We start from the raw sequence: 16,305 nt of genomic DNA, 5'->3' as shown, positions 1-16,305 counted from the left end.
TGGATCGGACAGCTGTTCGGCTGGTGTGCGCTGATTCTCACGCTGTTTGTCACGTACGAAGTTTTCTCCCGTTACGCATTCAAAAATCCGCACGCCTGGGCATTTGATGTCATGAATATGCTGTATGGCGCCTTGTTCATGATGGCGGGCGCCTATACATTGGGCAAGAACGGCCACGTACGCGGCGACGTGCTGTATGGATTCTTTCCGCCGCGCCTGCAGGCGCTGCTCGATCTCATTTTGTATGTCCTGTTTTTCTTCCCCGGGGTCATTGCCTTGGTGTGGGCTGGATATTACTATGCATCGGAGTCTTTTGCCATTAATGAGCATTCGACCATTACCGCAGATGGCCCGCCGATTTACCCATTCAAGGCAATCATCCCTATTGCCGGTTTTGCGCTGATCATGCAGGGCATTGTCGAGGTTGTGCGTTGTGTGCAGTGCCTGCGCGACGGCGACTGGCCCTCCCGTGATATTGACGTTGAAGAAGTCGACGTCGATAAACTGAAAGACATGGTCAATGTGACCGATGCCGATATTCAAGAAGCCGACCAGCACATCGCAAAGCAAGGGGATAAAGCATGAAAAAAGAGGCCTGGTTCGGTATCAGTATACTGATTGCGATTGTGGCGGCTCTGATTATACTCATGCCGGCGCCAGCGGATATTACCAATGGCCACCTGGGCCTGTTGATGCTGGCGCTGATTGTGGTCACCATCATGCTTGGTTTTCCCACCGCATTTACGCTGATGGGCATGGGCGTCATATTCACGCTGTTTGCCTATCGCGCAATGGGTCCCAAGCTTGCCATAGAGCAAACACTGGATCTGATGGTGTTGCGCACTTACGCCGTCATGACAAATGATGTACTGATCGCCGTTCCGCTGTTCATCTTTATGGGTTATCTGGTTGAACGCGCGAACCTGATCGAAAAACTTTTCAAAAGTCTGCATCTGGTGATGGCCAGAATTCCCGGGTCGCTCGCCGTGGCAACCGTGATTACTTGCGCGGTGTTTGCGACCGCCACCGGTATCGTTGGTGCCGTGGTCACGCTCATGGGCCTGCTGGCGTTGCCGGCGATGCTCAAGGCAGGCTATGACGTCAAACTGTCGGCGGGTGTGATTACAGCAGGCGGCTGCCTGGGAATCATGATCCCGCCTTCGGTATTGTTGATTGTGTATGGCGCCGTGGCGGGTGTATCGGTCGTTAAATTGTATGCGGCGGCATTCTTTCCTGGTCTGTTGCTTGCCGGCATGTACGTTTTGTATATTATTCTGGTGGCAAAACTCAAGCCATCCTGGGCGCCGCCATTGTCGGAGGAAGAGCGACGAATTCCGTTACCTGAGTTTGCTGCCAACATCAAAAACAGCATCAGTAACAAGGCACTCCCCGGCTTGCTGCGTGCGCTTAAGGGCGAGCGCAATAGCAGCATTTCGGCCTATGTGATAGTAAAGCAATTGTTCATCACCCTGATTCCCGCCATTATGTTCGCCTGCGTGATCGGGCTTAGCTACAACCTTTCAATGCCCACCACGCAACAGGCAAGCACGCTGACAGAACTGGGATCGCTCAATGCGCCGTCAACGGTGCAGTATGCCGGTTCGTTGCAGGAGCCAGCAGGTGCGGGGCTGGCCGAGCCACCAGGGTCTCTTGCCGAGCCGCCCGGTGCCGCATTGGCTGAACCGCCGGCAGGCGTTTCCGAACCCCCTGGCACGGTAGCGGAGCCGCCAGGCGCCACACCATCTCAGTCTGAACAGAATGCAGCAGCATCTACGGTGCCCGAGGCAGACGCGCCAAGTGTATCGCCAACCTTCTGGATTGTGTTTGCCGTTGGGCTGGCGCTGATGATCGCGTTCTATGCATGGTTCACCTTTGCCCGGCTCGAAGTTTTCAAAATGCTGCTGGCGTCGTTTTTCCCGCTGGCATTTATGATTCTGGCGGTGCTGGGCAGTATCGTCTTTGGTTTTGCCACACCCTCGGAAGCAGCGGCCATGGGGGCTTTTGGCGGCATCCTGCTGGCCCTGTGCTACCGACGGCTGAATATGCCGATGCTCAAGGAGTCGGTGTATCTGGCGGCAAGAACCAGTGCGATGGTGTGCTGGCTTTTTGTCGGCTCCAGTATTTTCTCTGCCGCCTTTGCCTTGCTGGGCGGACAGCAAATCATCAATGACTGGGTCGTGTCCATGGACCTGACGCCACTGGAGTTCATGATACTTGCGCAGATTGTGATTTTTTTACTGGGCTGGCCGCTGGAGTGGACAGAAATTATCGTTATTTTCATGCCGATATTTCTGCCGTTGCTTGCGCATTACAATATTGATCCGCTGTTTTTCGGTATTCTGGTTGCGCTGAACCTGCAGACTGCATTTCTTTCGCCACCCGTGGCCATGTCGGCATTTTATCTGAAAGGCGTTGCGCCGTCGCACGTGACGCTGAACCAGATATTCATGGGTATGTTGCCTTTCATGGGCATACAGATAGTAGCCCTGATTCTATTGTATGCTTTCCCAAAAATAGGTCTGTGGTTGCCGGAAGTGCTGTATTGATGTTGATGCGCTGTTTAAGGGCCGTGGGCGGTCCCGAGCAGTGCCCGCTTATGTCAGTTGCGGTCACCTGCGGCGCCGGTATAAATCGGCCGGCGAGCCTGCTGACGGTTTGCGCTGTTTCTTTTCCGGCACGCGCGCGGCCGCCTCTACGCCAAGCTGCGACCATTCCAGCATTTGTTGACGATCATCCAGGACTGATTCGGGCGGCGCATGAAACGAAAGCGCGATCGTCTTGCTGTCTCCGTTTGTTTTTTTCGTGGTATAGGTCAATGGTAGACAATCCGCTTTGTCGAACTGTGCCTGTGTCTGACTATCCGACTTGACATAGAATCGGTTCTCGCCGCTGACGATGGCAAACATCCGCCCGTCAAGATACAGCCCGACACTACCAAACATTCTGCGTGTGGTAATCGGCCCCAGCGGCGCGAGCAGATCCAGCACATACTCCAGAAAGTCTCTGGAAACGCTCATGATGCCTCGGCCGTGGACGTCAAAAAGCTGGCTACATATTCATCGGCCGGATTTGCCGCCATTTGCTCGAGGCTACCTTGTTGAATCAGGCAGCCCTGGTTGAGCAGGGCAACGGTGCCACCCAGTGTCCGGGCTTCCTCCACATCATGGGTAATAAACACAATTGTCTTGTTCAGCCGATCCTGCAAATCCAGTAGCAGTGTCTGCAACTTGCGCCTGATCAGCGGGTCAAGTGCGGAAAAGGGCTCGTCCATCAGCAGGATATCGGTGCCGGCCGCCAGTGCGCGCGCCAGGCCGACCCGTTGTCGCATGCCGCCGGAGAGTTCATCGTAATAATGTGCCTCGTAGCCCGACAGTTCCATTTCGTTAAGCCAGTAGCGCGCCTGTTCTGCGCGCTCGGGCTTGGGTACGCCGCGCACGCGCAGGGCAAATTCGGCATTTTGCTGCACGGTAAAATGCGGCAACAGGCCAAAGTGCTGAAAAACCATGGCGATGCGCTTTTGGCGAAACTTCTGCAGATCGGGAATCGACAGGGCGGTCACGTCCACGTCCTGGATTTGGACAGTACCGGTGTCCGGATCGATCAGTCTATTGATATGGCGCAGCAGGGTGGATTTGCCTGAGCCCGACAAGCCCATGATGCAATAAATCCCATTGGACGGAATGTCCAGATTGATATTTCTCAACGCGACATGGCAGCCGGTTTCAGCGGTAATTTCTTCATTGTCCGATCCCTGATGCAGCAACTTCATGGCCTTGCTGTGGCGACTGCCGAACACCTTGTTGATATTCTGAAGACGAATGAAATGTTCGTCTATTCCCGGGCTACCGGCGCCGGTTGGCACCGCGCCCGCGGTAGTGTCAATTGCCTCTGTATTCATCGTGTTCTCCTGCGGTTGCCGTAGGCCTGGGTGATGCGATCAATAATCACAGCCAGAATCACAATTGCGCTGCCCGCCTGCACTCCCTGGCCGACATTCAGCGTCTGCACCGCTTCCAGCACCCGCTCGCCAAGGCCTGGCGCGCCGATCATGGAGGCCAGCACGACCATTGAGAGCGACATCATGATCGCCTGGTTGATGCCGGCCATGATGCTGGGCTTGGCCAGCGGCAGAATGACCCAGCGCAGCATTTGCCAGCGGTTGGTGCCAAATGCCGTTCCGGTTTCGTGCATTTCGCGACTGATCTGCAAAATGCCCAATGCGGTCAGCCGGATCAGCGGTGCGATGGCGTAAATCACCGTGGCGAAAAGCGCGGGAACATTTCCCAGGCCAAAAAGCATCAGCACCGGAATGAGATAGACAAAGCTTGGCATGGTCTGCATCACATCGAGCACCGGTTGCAGCACACGATATACGCGCGGGCGGGCCGCAACAAAAATTCCTATGGGTATCCCGATGACCACTGTAATAATGACTGCGCAAATCAATAGCGCCAGCGTCTGCAGCAATGCAGTCCACAAGCCAAAGGCGCCAATCACGTAAAGCCCGATAGCACACGCCACCGCAAAAATGATTGAGCGTGTGCTGTGCCAGGCCAATGCTGCCGTGAGCAGAATCATCAGCCATGCCGGAATCGCCGCCAGCGTCTGCACCGTCGGACTTAACAAGTAGCGGGTAAGGAATCCACTGACCTGCCGAAACGATTCGCCATAGGTTCCCACAACCGACTTGAGGCCGCTATTGAGTTTGTCCTGGATAGACCAGTCAGGGAAAATGCTGCTTGTCGCTGCCGTTTGCCCAGTCCATGCCTGCAGCCGGGATGCCGCTTCGGGGCTGACCCACGCTTGCCAGACTTCGGGATGTTCCTTGATGAATTGTTCTGCCTGTCGGGTGCCATCGCGTTTGCTTTCGGTCATCTGCAAAATGGCGCCGTTCAACTGATCGGCAGTGAACTGGATTTTTTCAAAGAACTGCATCAGATCCGGATGTTGCTCCTTGAACGGCGTGGACACGGCAATCGACAGATTGGATACCGGAAAACCGGTGACACAGTTTTTGTCACCGTCTTTTTGCAGCAGGCTGCTCCAGCATTCCGATTCATTTTCTGGAAATTCCAGCGCCTTGAATGTGTACTTGGCCATCAGCCCCGTCGGCTGCCAGTAATAAAAGAGCAGGGGCTTCTTCTGTTCATAGGCCGAGGAAATTTCCGCATCCAGTGCTGCGCCCGTACCGGGGTGAACATTAGCGAATGTCTTGTCCAGGCCGGTCGTGCGCAACAGGCGGGTATTGAATATCTCGCATGTCCAGCCAGACGGACAGTTCATGAAGCGTGGCTTGGGGCCGCTTGCTGAATCCAGAAACAAGTCTGAGAACCGCTCAAGATCCTTGTAGGAACGCAGTTGCGGATTTTGCTCCCAGACATACTCGGGCACGTACCAGCCCTGCTGGGCTCCGCCTTTGAGCGTGTCGCCCACCATGGCGGCCTTGTTCTCTTGCAGTGCCTTGTTCATGACTTCGGAGCGCCCGACCCAGACTTCGCCAATCACCTGAATGTCATTCTGTGACAGGGCATTTTCCTGGGCAGGGCCCGAACCGGGAACCTCCGTGGTTTTGCACTGGTAGCCGCGTTCTGCGATCAGGCGCAATACGGCGCTGGTAAATTGACCACTTTCCCAAGTTAGCGCGGCGAACTTGACGGGGCTATCGCACGCAGCGAGGGCAGGGGCAGAGAAAAAGAGCAAAAAAACAAAAACGATGCGCTGTAACATTGGCCGGACCCTTGCGGTTTGCTTGATCGGTCAATTACAACTGGCATTTGCCGATGGCGCAAGGCTTTGGCGTCATATTGACGTAAATAGACATCATTTCGGGTATTTAAAGATAATATGCGAGGCTTGGCGCATTACTCCAGGCAGTCAAGCGAATCAAGCCACTTCTGGATGAGCACATGCATCGCTTTAATACTCACGAAAATTGCAATGTTCTGTGTTTGGATAGAATATTGAACGATTTTTCGAGCAATCAAGTTCTCTCGAACCGGATGTTGCAGGAGAATGCATGATGGTTTTGCTGGAGAAGTTCGAATGGATGGATATAAAACTAACCATAGACTCAACGCTGCCTATGATTTGAATCTGTGAGTGTATAGAATTTCCCTATTCCCGATGCACACAGGACTTATGATGAGTGAAGTTATTTTTAAGCGCGTTGAGTTTATTAAGAAACCCGCCGCGCACCAACAGAATACCCTTGAATCAATTGAGGGGACAGTAAAGGAAATTATCAATGCCGTACGTAAGAACGGGGATGCCGCTGTACGGCAGTTTTCAGAGAAATTTGATAACGCGTTCGACATTGAACTGGAAGTGACTGCCGACGAGAAGCATGAGGCTGTCAATAATCTTGACCAGCAGACGCGCGAAGATACCTTGTTTGCGATTGAGCAAGTCAGAAAATTTGCGCAGGCGCAACTTGCAACCATGCTGCCGCTTGAAGTGGAGAATTTGCCAGGCGTTCATCTGGGACACAAAATTATTCCAATTGAACGCATTGGTGCATATGTGCCTGGGGGCCGGTACCCGATTTTATCGGCGCCAGTGATGACAATCGTGCCTGCCAAGGTGGCCGGATGTGACGAGGTAATTGCTTGCCTGCCGCCGGGCGCCCATCAGGCCATGATCGCCGGTTGCCATCTGGCAGGAGCAGACCGAATATTTCGTATCGGCGGTGCACAAGCGATTGCTGCGATGGCCTATGGTACCGATAGCGTACCGGCGGTCGACAAAATCGTTGGGCCTGGCAATGCATTTGTTAACGAGGCCAAGCGGCAGGTGTTCGGACAGGTTGGGATTGACCAACTCGCAGGGCCAAGTGAAATATTCATTGTGGCAGACGAAACGGCAGACCCGGCAATGGTCGCATGTGATCTGCTTGCCCAGGCAGAGCATGATGTACATACACGAGTTGGTCTGATCACCACGAGTAAAAACCTTGCCCAAAATACCTTGTCGCAGGTCAATATACAAATGCAGGCGCTTGCAACGGCTGACGTAGCCAGTAAAGCATGGAGCGATTTTGGGGAGATCGTATTGTGTCCGCATGAGAATGCCATGCACGCCTATTCCGATTATGTAGCCGCAGAGCATTTGCAAATACATACCAGAGCACCACATGAAACAGCCAAACAACTCCGAAATTACGGTTCGCTTTTTATCGGAGAAAATGCGAGTGTTGTCTATTCCGATAAGTGTTGCGGGACCAACCACACGTTGCCGACAATGCGTGCCGGAAGATATACCGGTGGCTTGTGGGTAGGCTCATACGTCAAAGTCTGTACCCACCAATGGATGGAGCAAAGTGGTATAGAAAGTGTGGCACCTCCTGCGATCAGACAAAGCCAAACGGAAGGAATGGAAGGGCACAGGAAAGCGGCCGAATATCGGTTACGACGACATCCTGGATAGTTATGCGCTCGTATAACTCTATTGATTCCTGTAAAACGAGGACACTGTAATGAACCCGGTAAAAAAGTATATAGCTTCAAATCTCGTATTGACCATCCTGGCTTGTACGACGATGACAGTATCGGCGTCCACCGCCTACCCGGTTAAGCCGATCAAGATTGTCGTGCCGTTTGCTACCGGTGGTACCACCGACGTTATGGCAAGGGTGCTTTCCGAGCCGCTGGCAAAGGAACTCGGACAGCCGGTCATCGTAGAAAACCGAACGGGTGCCGCAGGAAAAATAGGCACGGAATATCTGGCGCGTGCAAAGAACGATGGCTATACTTTGGGTATAGCAACGGTAAGCTCCACTGCAATTACGCCAGTGGTCTACAAGAATGTGAGTTTTGATCCGTTGAAAGACCTGACAGCCATTACCAGACTGGTTTCGGTGCCCAATGTGCTCGTGGTCAGTCCGAATCTTCAGGTCAATAATATGGCTGATTTCCTGGATGTAGTCAAAAAGGATCAGGGCAAGTATTTTTATGGACATGCAGGCAATGGATCTGAAGCGCATATGATGGGCGAACTGTTCAATCTTGTGAACAAAACGAAACTCAATGCTGTGCCATATCAGGGTTCGGCGCCCGCTTTACAGGATGCTTTGGGCGGGCAGGTTTCGGCCGTTTTTGATAATTTACCTTCTTCGCTTCCTTTTATTAAATCCAAGCAATTACTTGCGTTGGCTGTCGCTTATCCTGAGAGAGTGCCAACGCTACCTGATACTCCGACCTTTAAAGAGTTGGGCATGGAGGTGGTAAATGATTCGTCATTTTTCGGCCTTATCGGGCCGGCAAACATGCCCAAAGAGATAACACTCAAAATACAGGAAACGGTCAAGAAGGTGCTTGCGCAACCGGCAGTTCTGGAAAAACTCAAGGGGTTTTCTGCCGAGCCAGTCGGCAACACGCCCGAAGCGTTCGCACAGGAGATCAAGCTTGAAGTGGACAAGCAGAGAAAAACCGCCAAGGCAGCAAAAATACAATTTGACTAACAGGGGCGGTGCCACAGGGTTTTCAGAATATGCACACATCACATCGGATATTGGTTGCTCAGCTTTTTCAGGAAACGCATGGGTTCTCGCCGGTACACACGCCTTTAACCTCGTTTGAGATTGAAGAAGGTGTGGACATGATTGAGAAGAATGAAAAATCTGATTCGGTGCTTGGCGGTATTATCCGGGAACTGACAGCCCTTGGACACGTAGTAGTGCCGGCATTCGCAGCGCGCGCACGTTGTGGCGGAGTTGTACAGGATGCGGCATATGCGTTTATAAAAGAACGCATCCTTGCGGCAGCGCGATCCAGTCGCTATGACGCTATCGCACTCGATTTACACGGATGCACCCAATCGGCGTCATGCGATAGTGTAGAAGAAGATCTTGTGTCATCGATCCGCGACATAACTGGGTACCGGATACCCATTGTCGCAGGCTTTGATCTTCACGCGCATGCGACTGAAAAATTGTTCAGGCTGCTCAATTTTGGCACCGCATACAAGACTAATCCCCATGCGGATGCGGCTCAAACAGGAGAGCGGGTGGCGCAGGTCCTGGGCAGTATGTTGTCGCGCCGGATCGAGCCGCAGGGGTTTGGCGTCTTTCTTCCCATGTTGCTGGGAGGTAATGACGAAACGACCAACGGCCCCTTGGCAAAGCTGCATCATAAAATGCAGTCTGCCATAGCGTCTGACGGCAATTTGCTTGATTATTCCATTTTCAATGTCAATCCATTCATTGACGGAACAGATGTCGGGCAGGCCGTTATTGTATATGCGAAAAATGAGAATGGGGTTGCTGCTGCAAAAGCACTGAGTCTGACGGCGGCAACCGAGTTCTGGGGTTGTCGGCATCAGTTTATCCATCAGTTGCCTTCCGTCAGAGACTTGCTGCAAACTTTCAGTGGAACGCAGCCGCGTCTAATAATCGGGGATTTTGGGGATAGAGTTCTTGCTGGAGCGCCCGGCGATTCCATCTATGCCTTCAATGAGTGCCTGCAGTATAGCGAGCGTCATATCACGGCTATTGTTACTGATCCGGCGGCATATGAGCAATGCCTGAAGGCGATGGAGGGCGCCACCATTTCGCTATCGCTCGGGGGGGGGAATACACCAGGATTGAGCGCAATGGATGTGTTCGGTAAAATCACCCGCCTGGGCAACGGGGTATTTCGTAACAGGGGCACGTTCATGAAAGGCGCCAAGCTCAGACTGGGACCCTTCGCGGTCATTGAACAGGCCCGCTATACGCTGCTGGTCACACATGATGCTGTCATGTCCCAGGATCCGGGATGCTATCTGGATGCAGGCATTTCTTTGGATAATACTGACGTAATTATTGTAAAGTCAGGTTATCATTTCAAAATGGCATTTGAGGACTATGGCGACTGTCATATTGTTGAAACGCCCGGATTGTCGGGCTTTCACCCCGAACAATTGCCTTTTGAAAAATGCCGGCCAATCTATCCGCTGGACCCTATTGAACTGCCTTTTCTGGAGTCCGTAGACCTACAATAAACAGGTTCGAGAGTGTATACCATATGCCGAAAATAGGAACGCACATAAAGCAACTTCGTTTGCGCCGAAGGTTGAGCGTTCGGGATTTGGCAAAACGATCCGGCATTGCTCATGCCACGATTTCACTTATAGAACGAGATAAAACAAGCCCCTCTGTTGATACGCTGGCTGCCATTCTTGACTCCCTTGGCACGACGCTCGACAGCTTTTTCACGTCGGGGCACACGACAAGACCCGTCTCACCGTTTTATCGGCATGATGACTTTGTTGAAATAGGCGATAAAAACAAACTCTCGTATCGAATGATCGGCGTCAACCACCCGAATCGATCGATTTTGATGCTCTATGAGGTTTATGAGGTGGGCGCTGATTCCGGGCTGGCACTGTCTCACGAAGCGCAGGAGGCAGGCGTTGTCGTGCAGGGCGAAGTAGAGGTTACTGTCGGCGACCAGACACAGATACTGGGTGCCGGAGATGGATATTATTTTGACAGTAATGAGCCACACACGTTTCGCAATGCAGGAAAAACCAAGGCCATTATCATCAGTGCGGTGACGCCGCCGTCTTATTGATCATTTCCATGAGCCCGTGCTGGCGCCAAATGCGAGGCTCCCGCAGCATATCGATATAAAAAGACGAATTTTTGGCATATTCGATGCTGGTTTTCTGTCGCCGCCGGTCATGATCGACCCTGTTTTCTCGAAAAAAAAAGTGTCACAGTCAATCGACTCATCAGAACTGCATCGCTGCGTTGGTCCGATTGTGAACGTTTTCGGCGCCGCTCAGCGCTCTTTTTTTATCGCCCGACGCCGACCGGCATAACGCTCATAATTCGGGTATTCCCTAGAAAATTACGCTTGTTATTTCGAATGTCATGGTGTTAGCATTCAAATATGACCACCCGGTCACATTTGGCATGACGCATCTGTTTTGTCGCTCAATGAACTTTGCAATGGATTTTTTATGACAATTGGAATAGCCGCCAGCGGCGCCAATGCGGGAGAATCAGTACGTGCAGCGGTGCTTGCGGCAGAATTGCTGGGAAGAGGCGCCATTGGCGGCTTTGCCGTATTTGCAGCCATGTTGCACGATGGCAAAGTAGGCCACTGCGTGACCCAGAGGGGTGGAGCCGCAAAATTGGCCATTCCGGACCAATGGCTGCAGGCCACACGTGCGACAGCGATTTCCAGCGGGCCCGACAGGCCCGAGCCGCTGCAGCAGTTTCTGCCCGGCTTCGATGGCATCGGCCTGGTATCCGGTCATCGCTTGCCCAATCGGGCGGGAAGCGACGGCGAGCCCTTGAATCGTGCAGTGTTGCGGCGACTGGCCAGCGGGGAAATGCCACAACATGCTGTAGACGCCGTTCTGCATGCCAATGGCCAAAGCGACGCCGGACTCATTGCCGTTGATGCCCAGGGCCGTATTGGTTGGGGCAACAGCCAGCGAGTCGCCTCAAGAGCAGATCTTGGCAGCTTTCACCGCAGTGAAGGGGACAGGCGCCTGGCGATACTGCACAACTCGATTTATTTCATGCGTGATACAGCAGATGCCGTTGGCAGTCTGGCTTGGAGTTGCCTGGGTGGTGACACCAGCGCATATCAGTTCTTGTCGCTGCCGCAGGGTGTTGAACTGCGAACGGCACAAAGCGATCGGATCCAGCTGGATGTCGACGGGAACATCGCGCTGATTGAAACGGCTGCTGTGCAGATGTCGCAGATGTCAGGTCGTTTTACTGCAGTCTATCTCGGAACACCAGTCTGGCAGGGCGCCCGCCTGGTCGGGCATGTGGTCAGCGAGCTGATCGGGCAGGTGCAGGATGGCTGCGTTGTTCGCAGTCTGGACCCCGTCTCGGCTATGGTCGTCATGAGAAGGGCAGTGCATGTCGCGTCGTGAAAACACCGAGAAAAAGCTTTTGAATGCGCTGGAAGAACAGATCAATGAGACGGGGATGGTGGGCGTAGGCGTTAACGCCGTTGCCAAACGGGCTGGCGTGAGCAAGGAGCTCATCTATCGCTACTTTGATGGTATGCCGGGATTGTTGCTTGCCTGGATGCAGGGACAGGATTTCTGGACGGCACGCGCTGGCCTGATCAAGGATGAAGAGTCCAGCCAGCAGACGCCTGCCGCCTTGATTCTGTCGATGTTGCATGCCCAGATCGAGGCGCTCGCAGGCAGCGAGAGCCTGCGGGAAATCCGGCGTTGGGAGCTGATTGAATTGAACGAGGTAACCGAACAACTGGCGCAGCGCCGCGAGAAGGCGGCAAGATCGTTCATTGATCGGGTAGACGGGTTGACGCAGGAACTGGACGTGCCGGCAGTGGTGAGTATCATGCTGGCGGGGGTGCTGTACATGATGTTGCGATCCAGGACCGAAAGCCATTTCCTGGGTGTGTCGTTACGCACGAATGCGGGCTGGCAGCGGCTATATGCATCGCTTGAGCAGATCATTGACGCCGGCTTTCCTGAAAATCTGCGAACACAGGCATTGGCCGATCTTGAGCAGGTCAAGGGCAAAGGATATTTTGACGGAAGCAGACAATGAAGAGAAGAGCAGCGGATGTATTGATCGAAGTGTTAAGTGCGCATGAGGTAGAACGGGTCTTTTGTGTGCCCGGGGAAAGCTATTTGAGTGCGCTGGATGCACTCTCGGATCATGCGGGGATTGACGTGGTGACCTGTCGTCACGAAGGGGGCGCCGGCTTCATGGCCGTGGCCGACGCGCGCCTTACCGGGCGAGCAGGTATCGCGCTGGTCAGTCGTGGGCCGGGTGCAATGAACGCGGCGATTGCCGTGCACACGGCGCAGCAGGATGCAGTGCCGCTGGTGCTTTTTATCGGTCAGGTCGAACGGGCGCACCGTCATATGGCAGCCTTCCAGGAGGTGGACTACGGGCACGTGTTCGGCAGCATGGCCAAATGGGTTGTCGAGATCAATGACGCGCAACGGCTGGCCGAGTGCGTTGCAACGGCGTTCCATTATGCGTGCAGCGGCACACCGGGGCCGGTTGTCGTTGCGTTGCCAGAGGATATGCTGGAAGATATGGTCGACACCGAAAGGGCGTATTGTCTTCCTTTGCCGGCAGCCGGGGCGTCGGACACATCGCTCAAGCGTGTGGCCAGCATGATTGAGCTGGCGCGCCGGCCACTGATTATTGCCGGCGGACTGCTTAAAAACGAGACAGGGCAGACTGCGCTGCGGTGCATGGCAGAGGCTTTTGGTGTTCCGGTAGCAACAGCGGTCAGGCATGCCGATTTGCTTGCCAACGATCATCCGCTGTTTGCCGGGCACCTGGCCTATGGCGCGCCGGCAGCGCTGGCGCAGGCGGTTGCCCAGGCCGATCTGGTCATTGCTGTTGGCACCCGCCTGGGTGATGTGACCACTCAAGGTTACTGTTTTCCCGCCGCGCCGCATCCGGCGCAGCCCTTGATCCATGTCTGGCCGGACGCGTGCGCATTAGGTGCGTTGCGCCGGACAGATCTGGGGCTGGTGGCCGATCCTGCCGCGTTTCTTGTTGATCTGTGCGACTTTGCTCCGGCGGCAATAGATCCCGATCATCAGGTATGGAGCAAGCAACTGCACCAGGTGGCGCAATCGCTGACAGACTGGGACGGGCCCGCCGATGCCGAAGACGGCGTCGTGTTCTCGAGTGTGGTGCAGGCGGCCGATCGTTTGCTGGCCGATGACGCCATTATTACGATTGATGCCGGCAATTTTGGCGGGTGGGTCCAGCGCCTGTTGCGTTTCGGCGGTGGCAGGCAAATGGTTGCACCCTCTTCGGGCGCCATGGGCTACGGGGTGCCGGCTGCCGTTGCGGCCAGTTTGCGCTATCCGGACCGACAGGTCGTCTGCTTTGTAGGCGACGGCGGGTTTCTGATGACAGGCAACGAACTGGCCACTGCCATCCAGTATGGCGCGCGTCCGATACTGGTGATCTCCGATAACGGCGCCTATGGCACGATCCGCATGCATCAGGAAAAGCATTTTCCGCAACGGGTGAGCGCAACGGATCTTCGCAATCCGGATTTTGCCGCACTGGCGCGCAATTTCGGCGCGCTGGGTATTCGCGTTGATGACAGTTCGCAGATTGATGCGGCGCTGCGCACCGCGTTTGCCGCAGAGGGGCCAGCCGTGATTTCGGTCCGCACCAGTTTGCAATATATATCTGCATCGGCAACGATCGATCAATTGCGTGCGCGCGCAATGTTAAGCCAATGATGCGGGAGCCAGCATGCATATTATTGTGATCGGCGCCGGTATTATCGGCATGACCAGCGCCTATTATCTGTCAAAAATGGGACATCAGGTCTCGGTTGTTGATGCCTGCGCAGGCTCAGGGCAGATGACTAGCAAGGCCAATGGCGCCCAATTGAGCTACAGCTTTGTGGCGCCGCTGGCCGAACCCGCGGTTCTGCCCAAATTGCCCGCATGGTTGCTTAGTGCCCAATCACCCTTGTCATTGCGGTTGCGCGCCGATCCGCAGCAATGGCGCTGGGCCATGGCATTTCTGGCAGCCTGCCGCAATGAAAAAAGCCGGCAGACGAGCGCAGAACTGCTGGCGCTGGGCTTGTACAGCAGGCAAATGGTGCACCAACTCATTGCAGATGAAATGTTGTCGTTTGACTTCAGCAGTTCCGGAAAGCTGCTGGTGTATCAGGATGCCGCCTCCTATGCGGCTGCCAGAAAACAGATGGACTATCAGGCAGCGCTGGGTTCCACGCAAGTAGCACTGGACCGCAAGCGTTGCCTGGAATTGGAGCCGGCATTGCGCGGCATTCGGGAGCAGATTGCCGGCGGTATTTTCACCCGTAGTGAAGATGCCGGCGATTGCCTGAAGCTGTGCTGCGAACTGGAACGCAAATTGCGCCAGGGGCCGCAGAAAGTTGAATTTTTTTATAACACGCCTGTCATGCGCCTGCATCACCAAGACGGTCGTGTTACGCGGTTGCAGACGCAGGCTGGCGATATGACGGCAGACGCCTATGTCATTGCCAATGGTATTGGCGCGCAGGTATTGGCCCGCCAGGCCGGTTTCAATCCCCTTATTTATCCGCTCAAGGGATACAGCCTCACTTACGAATTGACATCGCAAAGCGAGGCTCCTCGCGTCAGTGTCAGCGACGTGCATAACAAAGTCGTCTACGCGCGCCTGGGTAACCGCTTGCGCGTTGCGGGTATGGTAGACATTGGGGACAGTTCGAACAGCATTCATCCCAGGCGTATCGCCAGTCTCAAGCGGGCGGTCGAGCACTATTTGCCGGCGCTGCATCCAGCTGACGAACCCGTGGCGTGGGCGGGGTTGCGTCCCGCGCGACCGGACAGCAAACCCTTGATTGGCCAGACGCCGTTACGAAACCTCTGGATCAATGCGGGCCAGGGTGCGCTTGGCTTTACGCTTGCAGCAGGCAGCGCCGCCTTGCTTGCAAATCGGCTTTCAGGCGTTCCCACAACGGTTGCAGACAACCTTTTCGCTCCTTAATGCAGGATGCAGTAGCACGTGTACTGGCTACAGTTGACCATGCGTCAAGTGCGCCAGCCCCTTATATCGAGTACAGGAGAAATACCATGATGCACAAGACCAAGCAATTGACCGCTTTGAGGAATATGGCACTGGGTATGGCACTGGCTGCCGCCTTGTCGTGCGTGCCGGCCGTTCAGGCACAAACCGTCACAGCAGTGATGCAATCAGGACTGCGTGTCATGGATCCGGTCATCAGTACCGCATTCATGACACGCGACCATGGCTACATGATTTACGACACTTTGGTGGGCACCGACGCCAGCTTCAAGATGCAACCGCAAATGGCCGACTGGAAGGTATCTGCCGATGGCAAGTCCTACACCTTTACCCTGCGCGAAGGTCTCAAATGGCACGACGGCGCACCGGTTACTTCAGAGGACTGTGTCGCCTCCATCAAGCGCTGGGCCGAAAAGGACTCTACCGGCCAGGTATTGATGACGATGGTGGCCGATATCAAGGTCGTCGACAGCAAGGTATTTGAAATCAGCCTGAAGGAACCCACCACATTATTGCTATCGGGTCTGGGCAAGCTCAGTTCGCGCCCTGCGTTCATGATGCCAAAACGCATTGCCGAAACACCGTCATCCAAGCCGATTACCGAATACATCGGGTCCGGACCGTTCAAGTTTGTCCAGTCCGAGTTCAGGCCCGGGCTGCGGGTTGTATACGAACGAAATAATGACTATGTGCCGCGCAGCGAACCGGCTAGCTGGACGGCCGGCGGCAAGGTGGTCAATGTTGACCGCGTGCAATGGGTCGCCATGCCGGACCAGATGACACCCATCAATGCATTGATGAATGACGAAATTGAT

Annotated in this window: 14 protein-coding genes; 11 read left to right on the top strand and 3 right to left on the bottom strand. The window is 54.5% G+C overall.

Annotated features, from left to right (window positions below; all coding sequences use genetic code 11):
* Together ACTIKR_RS16705 and ACTIKR_RS16700 are read left to right on the top strand one after the other, a co-directional pair.
* Nucleotides 1-585 (top strand): TRAP transporter small permease subunit (locus ACTIKR_RS16705; protein ID WP_442328436.1); only part of this gene is annotated, 585 nt, incomplete at its 5' end.
* Nucleotides 582-2,546, top strand: coding sequence for a TRAP transporter large permease subunit (locus tag ACTIKR_RS16700; protein ID WP_442328435.1), 1,965 nt, complete (start codon nt 582-584; stop codon nt 2,544-2,546). The genes ACTIKR_RS16705 and ACTIKR_RS16700, both read left to right, overlap by 4 nt.
* Nucleotides 2,547-2,609: 63 nt before the next feature.
* On the opposite strand, the gene ACTIKR_RS16695 is transcribed toward ACTIKR_RS16700, so the two are convergent.
* The 3 genes from ACTIKR_RS16695 to ACTIKR_RS16685 are packed head-to-tail and all read right to left on the bottom strand — an operon-like array spanning nt 2,610 to nt 5,727.
* Nucleotides 2,610-3,017, bottom strand: a complete 408-nt coding sequence (locus ACTIKR_RS16695; RefSeq protein ID WP_442328434.1) for a TfoX/Sxy family protein — start codon at nt 3,015-3,017, stop codon at nt 2,610-2,612.
* Nucleotides 3,014-3,898: an ATP-binding cassette domain-containing protein gene (locus tag ACTIKR_RS16690; RefSeq protein ID WP_226817150.1), complete on the bottom strand. Its 885-nt coding sequence runs from the start codon at nt 3,896-3,898 to the stop codon at nt 3,014-3,016. The genes ACTIKR_RS16695 and ACTIKR_RS16690 overlap by 4 nt, the downstream gene beginning before the upstream one ends.
* The gene (locus ACTIKR_RS16685) at nt 3,895-5,727 is read right to left on the bottom strand and encodes a glycine betaine ABC transporter substrate-binding protein (RefSeq protein WP_442328433.1); all 1,833 of its coding nucleotides are present in this window, start codon (nt 5,725-5,727) and stop codon (nt 3,895-3,897) included. The genes ACTIKR_RS16690 and ACTIKR_RS16685 overlap by 4 nt, the downstream gene beginning before the upstream one ends.
* A 414-nt stretch (nt 5,728-6,141) precedes the next feature.
* Here ACTIKR_RS16685 and hisD point away from each other — a divergent pair, with 414 nt between their 5' ends.
* The 9 genes from hisD to ACTIKR_RS16640 form a co-directional block, all read left to right on the top strand.
* The gene (gene hisD, locus ACTIKR_RS16680; RefSeq protein ID WP_442328432.1) at nt 6,142-7,422 is read left to right on the top strand and encodes a histidinol dehydrogenase; all 1,281 of its coding nucleotides are present in this window, start codon (nt 6,142-6,144) and stop codon (nt 7,420-7,422) included.
* Between the two features lie 112 nt (nt 7,423-7,534).
* Nucleotides 7,535-8,455 carry a tripartite tricarboxylate transporter substrate binding protein gene (locus tag ACTIKR_RS16675; RefSeq protein WP_193089777.1) on the top strand — a complete coding sequence of 307 codons (921 nt, stop codon included), beginning with the start codon at nt 7,535-7,537 and terminating at the stop codon, nt 8,453-8,455.
* Between the two features lie 29 nt (nt 8,456-8,484).
* Entirely contained in the window at nt 8,485-9,975 is a 1,491-nt protein-coding gene (locus ACTIKR_RS16670) for a M81 family metallopeptidase (RefSeq protein ID WP_193089754.1), read from the top strand.
* A gap of 23 nt (nt 9,976-9,998) precedes the next feature.
* Nucleotides 9,999-10,547, top strand: a complete 549-nt coding sequence (locus tag ACTIKR_RS16665; protein ID WP_193089753.1) for a cupin domain-containing protein — start codon at nt 9,999-10,001, stop codon at nt 10,545-10,547.
* 391 nt (nt 10,548-10,938) lie between these two features.
* On the top strand, nt 10,939-11,868 hold the full coding sequence (locus ACTIKR_RS16660; protein ID WP_193089752.1) for a DUF6963 family protein: 930 nt from the start codon (nt 10,939-10,941) through the stop codon (nt 11,866-11,868).
* Nucleotides 11,855-12,517: a TetR/AcrR family transcriptional regulator gene (locus ACTIKR_RS16655; protein ID WP_193089751.1), complete on the top strand. Its 663-nt coding sequence runs from the start codon at nt 11,855-11,857 to the stop codon at nt 12,515-12,517. The genes ACTIKR_RS16660 and ACTIKR_RS16655 overlap by 14 nt, the downstream gene beginning before the upstream one ends.
* Nucleotides 12,514-14,190, top strand: a complete 1,677-nt coding sequence (locus tag ACTIKR_RS16650) for a thiamine pyrophosphate-dependent enzyme (RefSeq protein WP_442328431.1) — start codon at nt 12,514-12,516, stop codon at nt 14,188-14,190. The genes ACTIKR_RS16655 and ACTIKR_RS16650 overlap by 4 nt, the downstream gene beginning before the upstream one ends.
* 13 nt (nt 14,191-14,203) lie before the next feature.
* Nucleotides 14,204-15,451: a D-amino acid dehydrogenase gene (locus ACTIKR_RS16645; protein ID WP_442328430.1), complete on the top strand. Its 1,248-nt coding sequence runs from the start codon at nt 14,204-14,206 to the stop codon at nt 15,449-15,451.
* Between the two features lie 86 nt (nt 15,452-15,537).
* On the top strand, nt 15,538-16,305 hold a 768-nt coding region (locus ACTIKR_RS16640; RefSeq protein ID WP_442328429.1), incomplete at its 3' end, for an ABC transporter substrate-binding protein.

Origin of the sequence: Advenella sp., assembly GCF_052108595.1 — a bacterium.
GTDB lineage: Bacteria > Pseudomonadota > Gammaproteobacteria > Burkholderiales > Burkholderiaceae_B > Advenella.
This window is presented reverse-complemented; position numbering and strand designations above follow the sequence as displayed.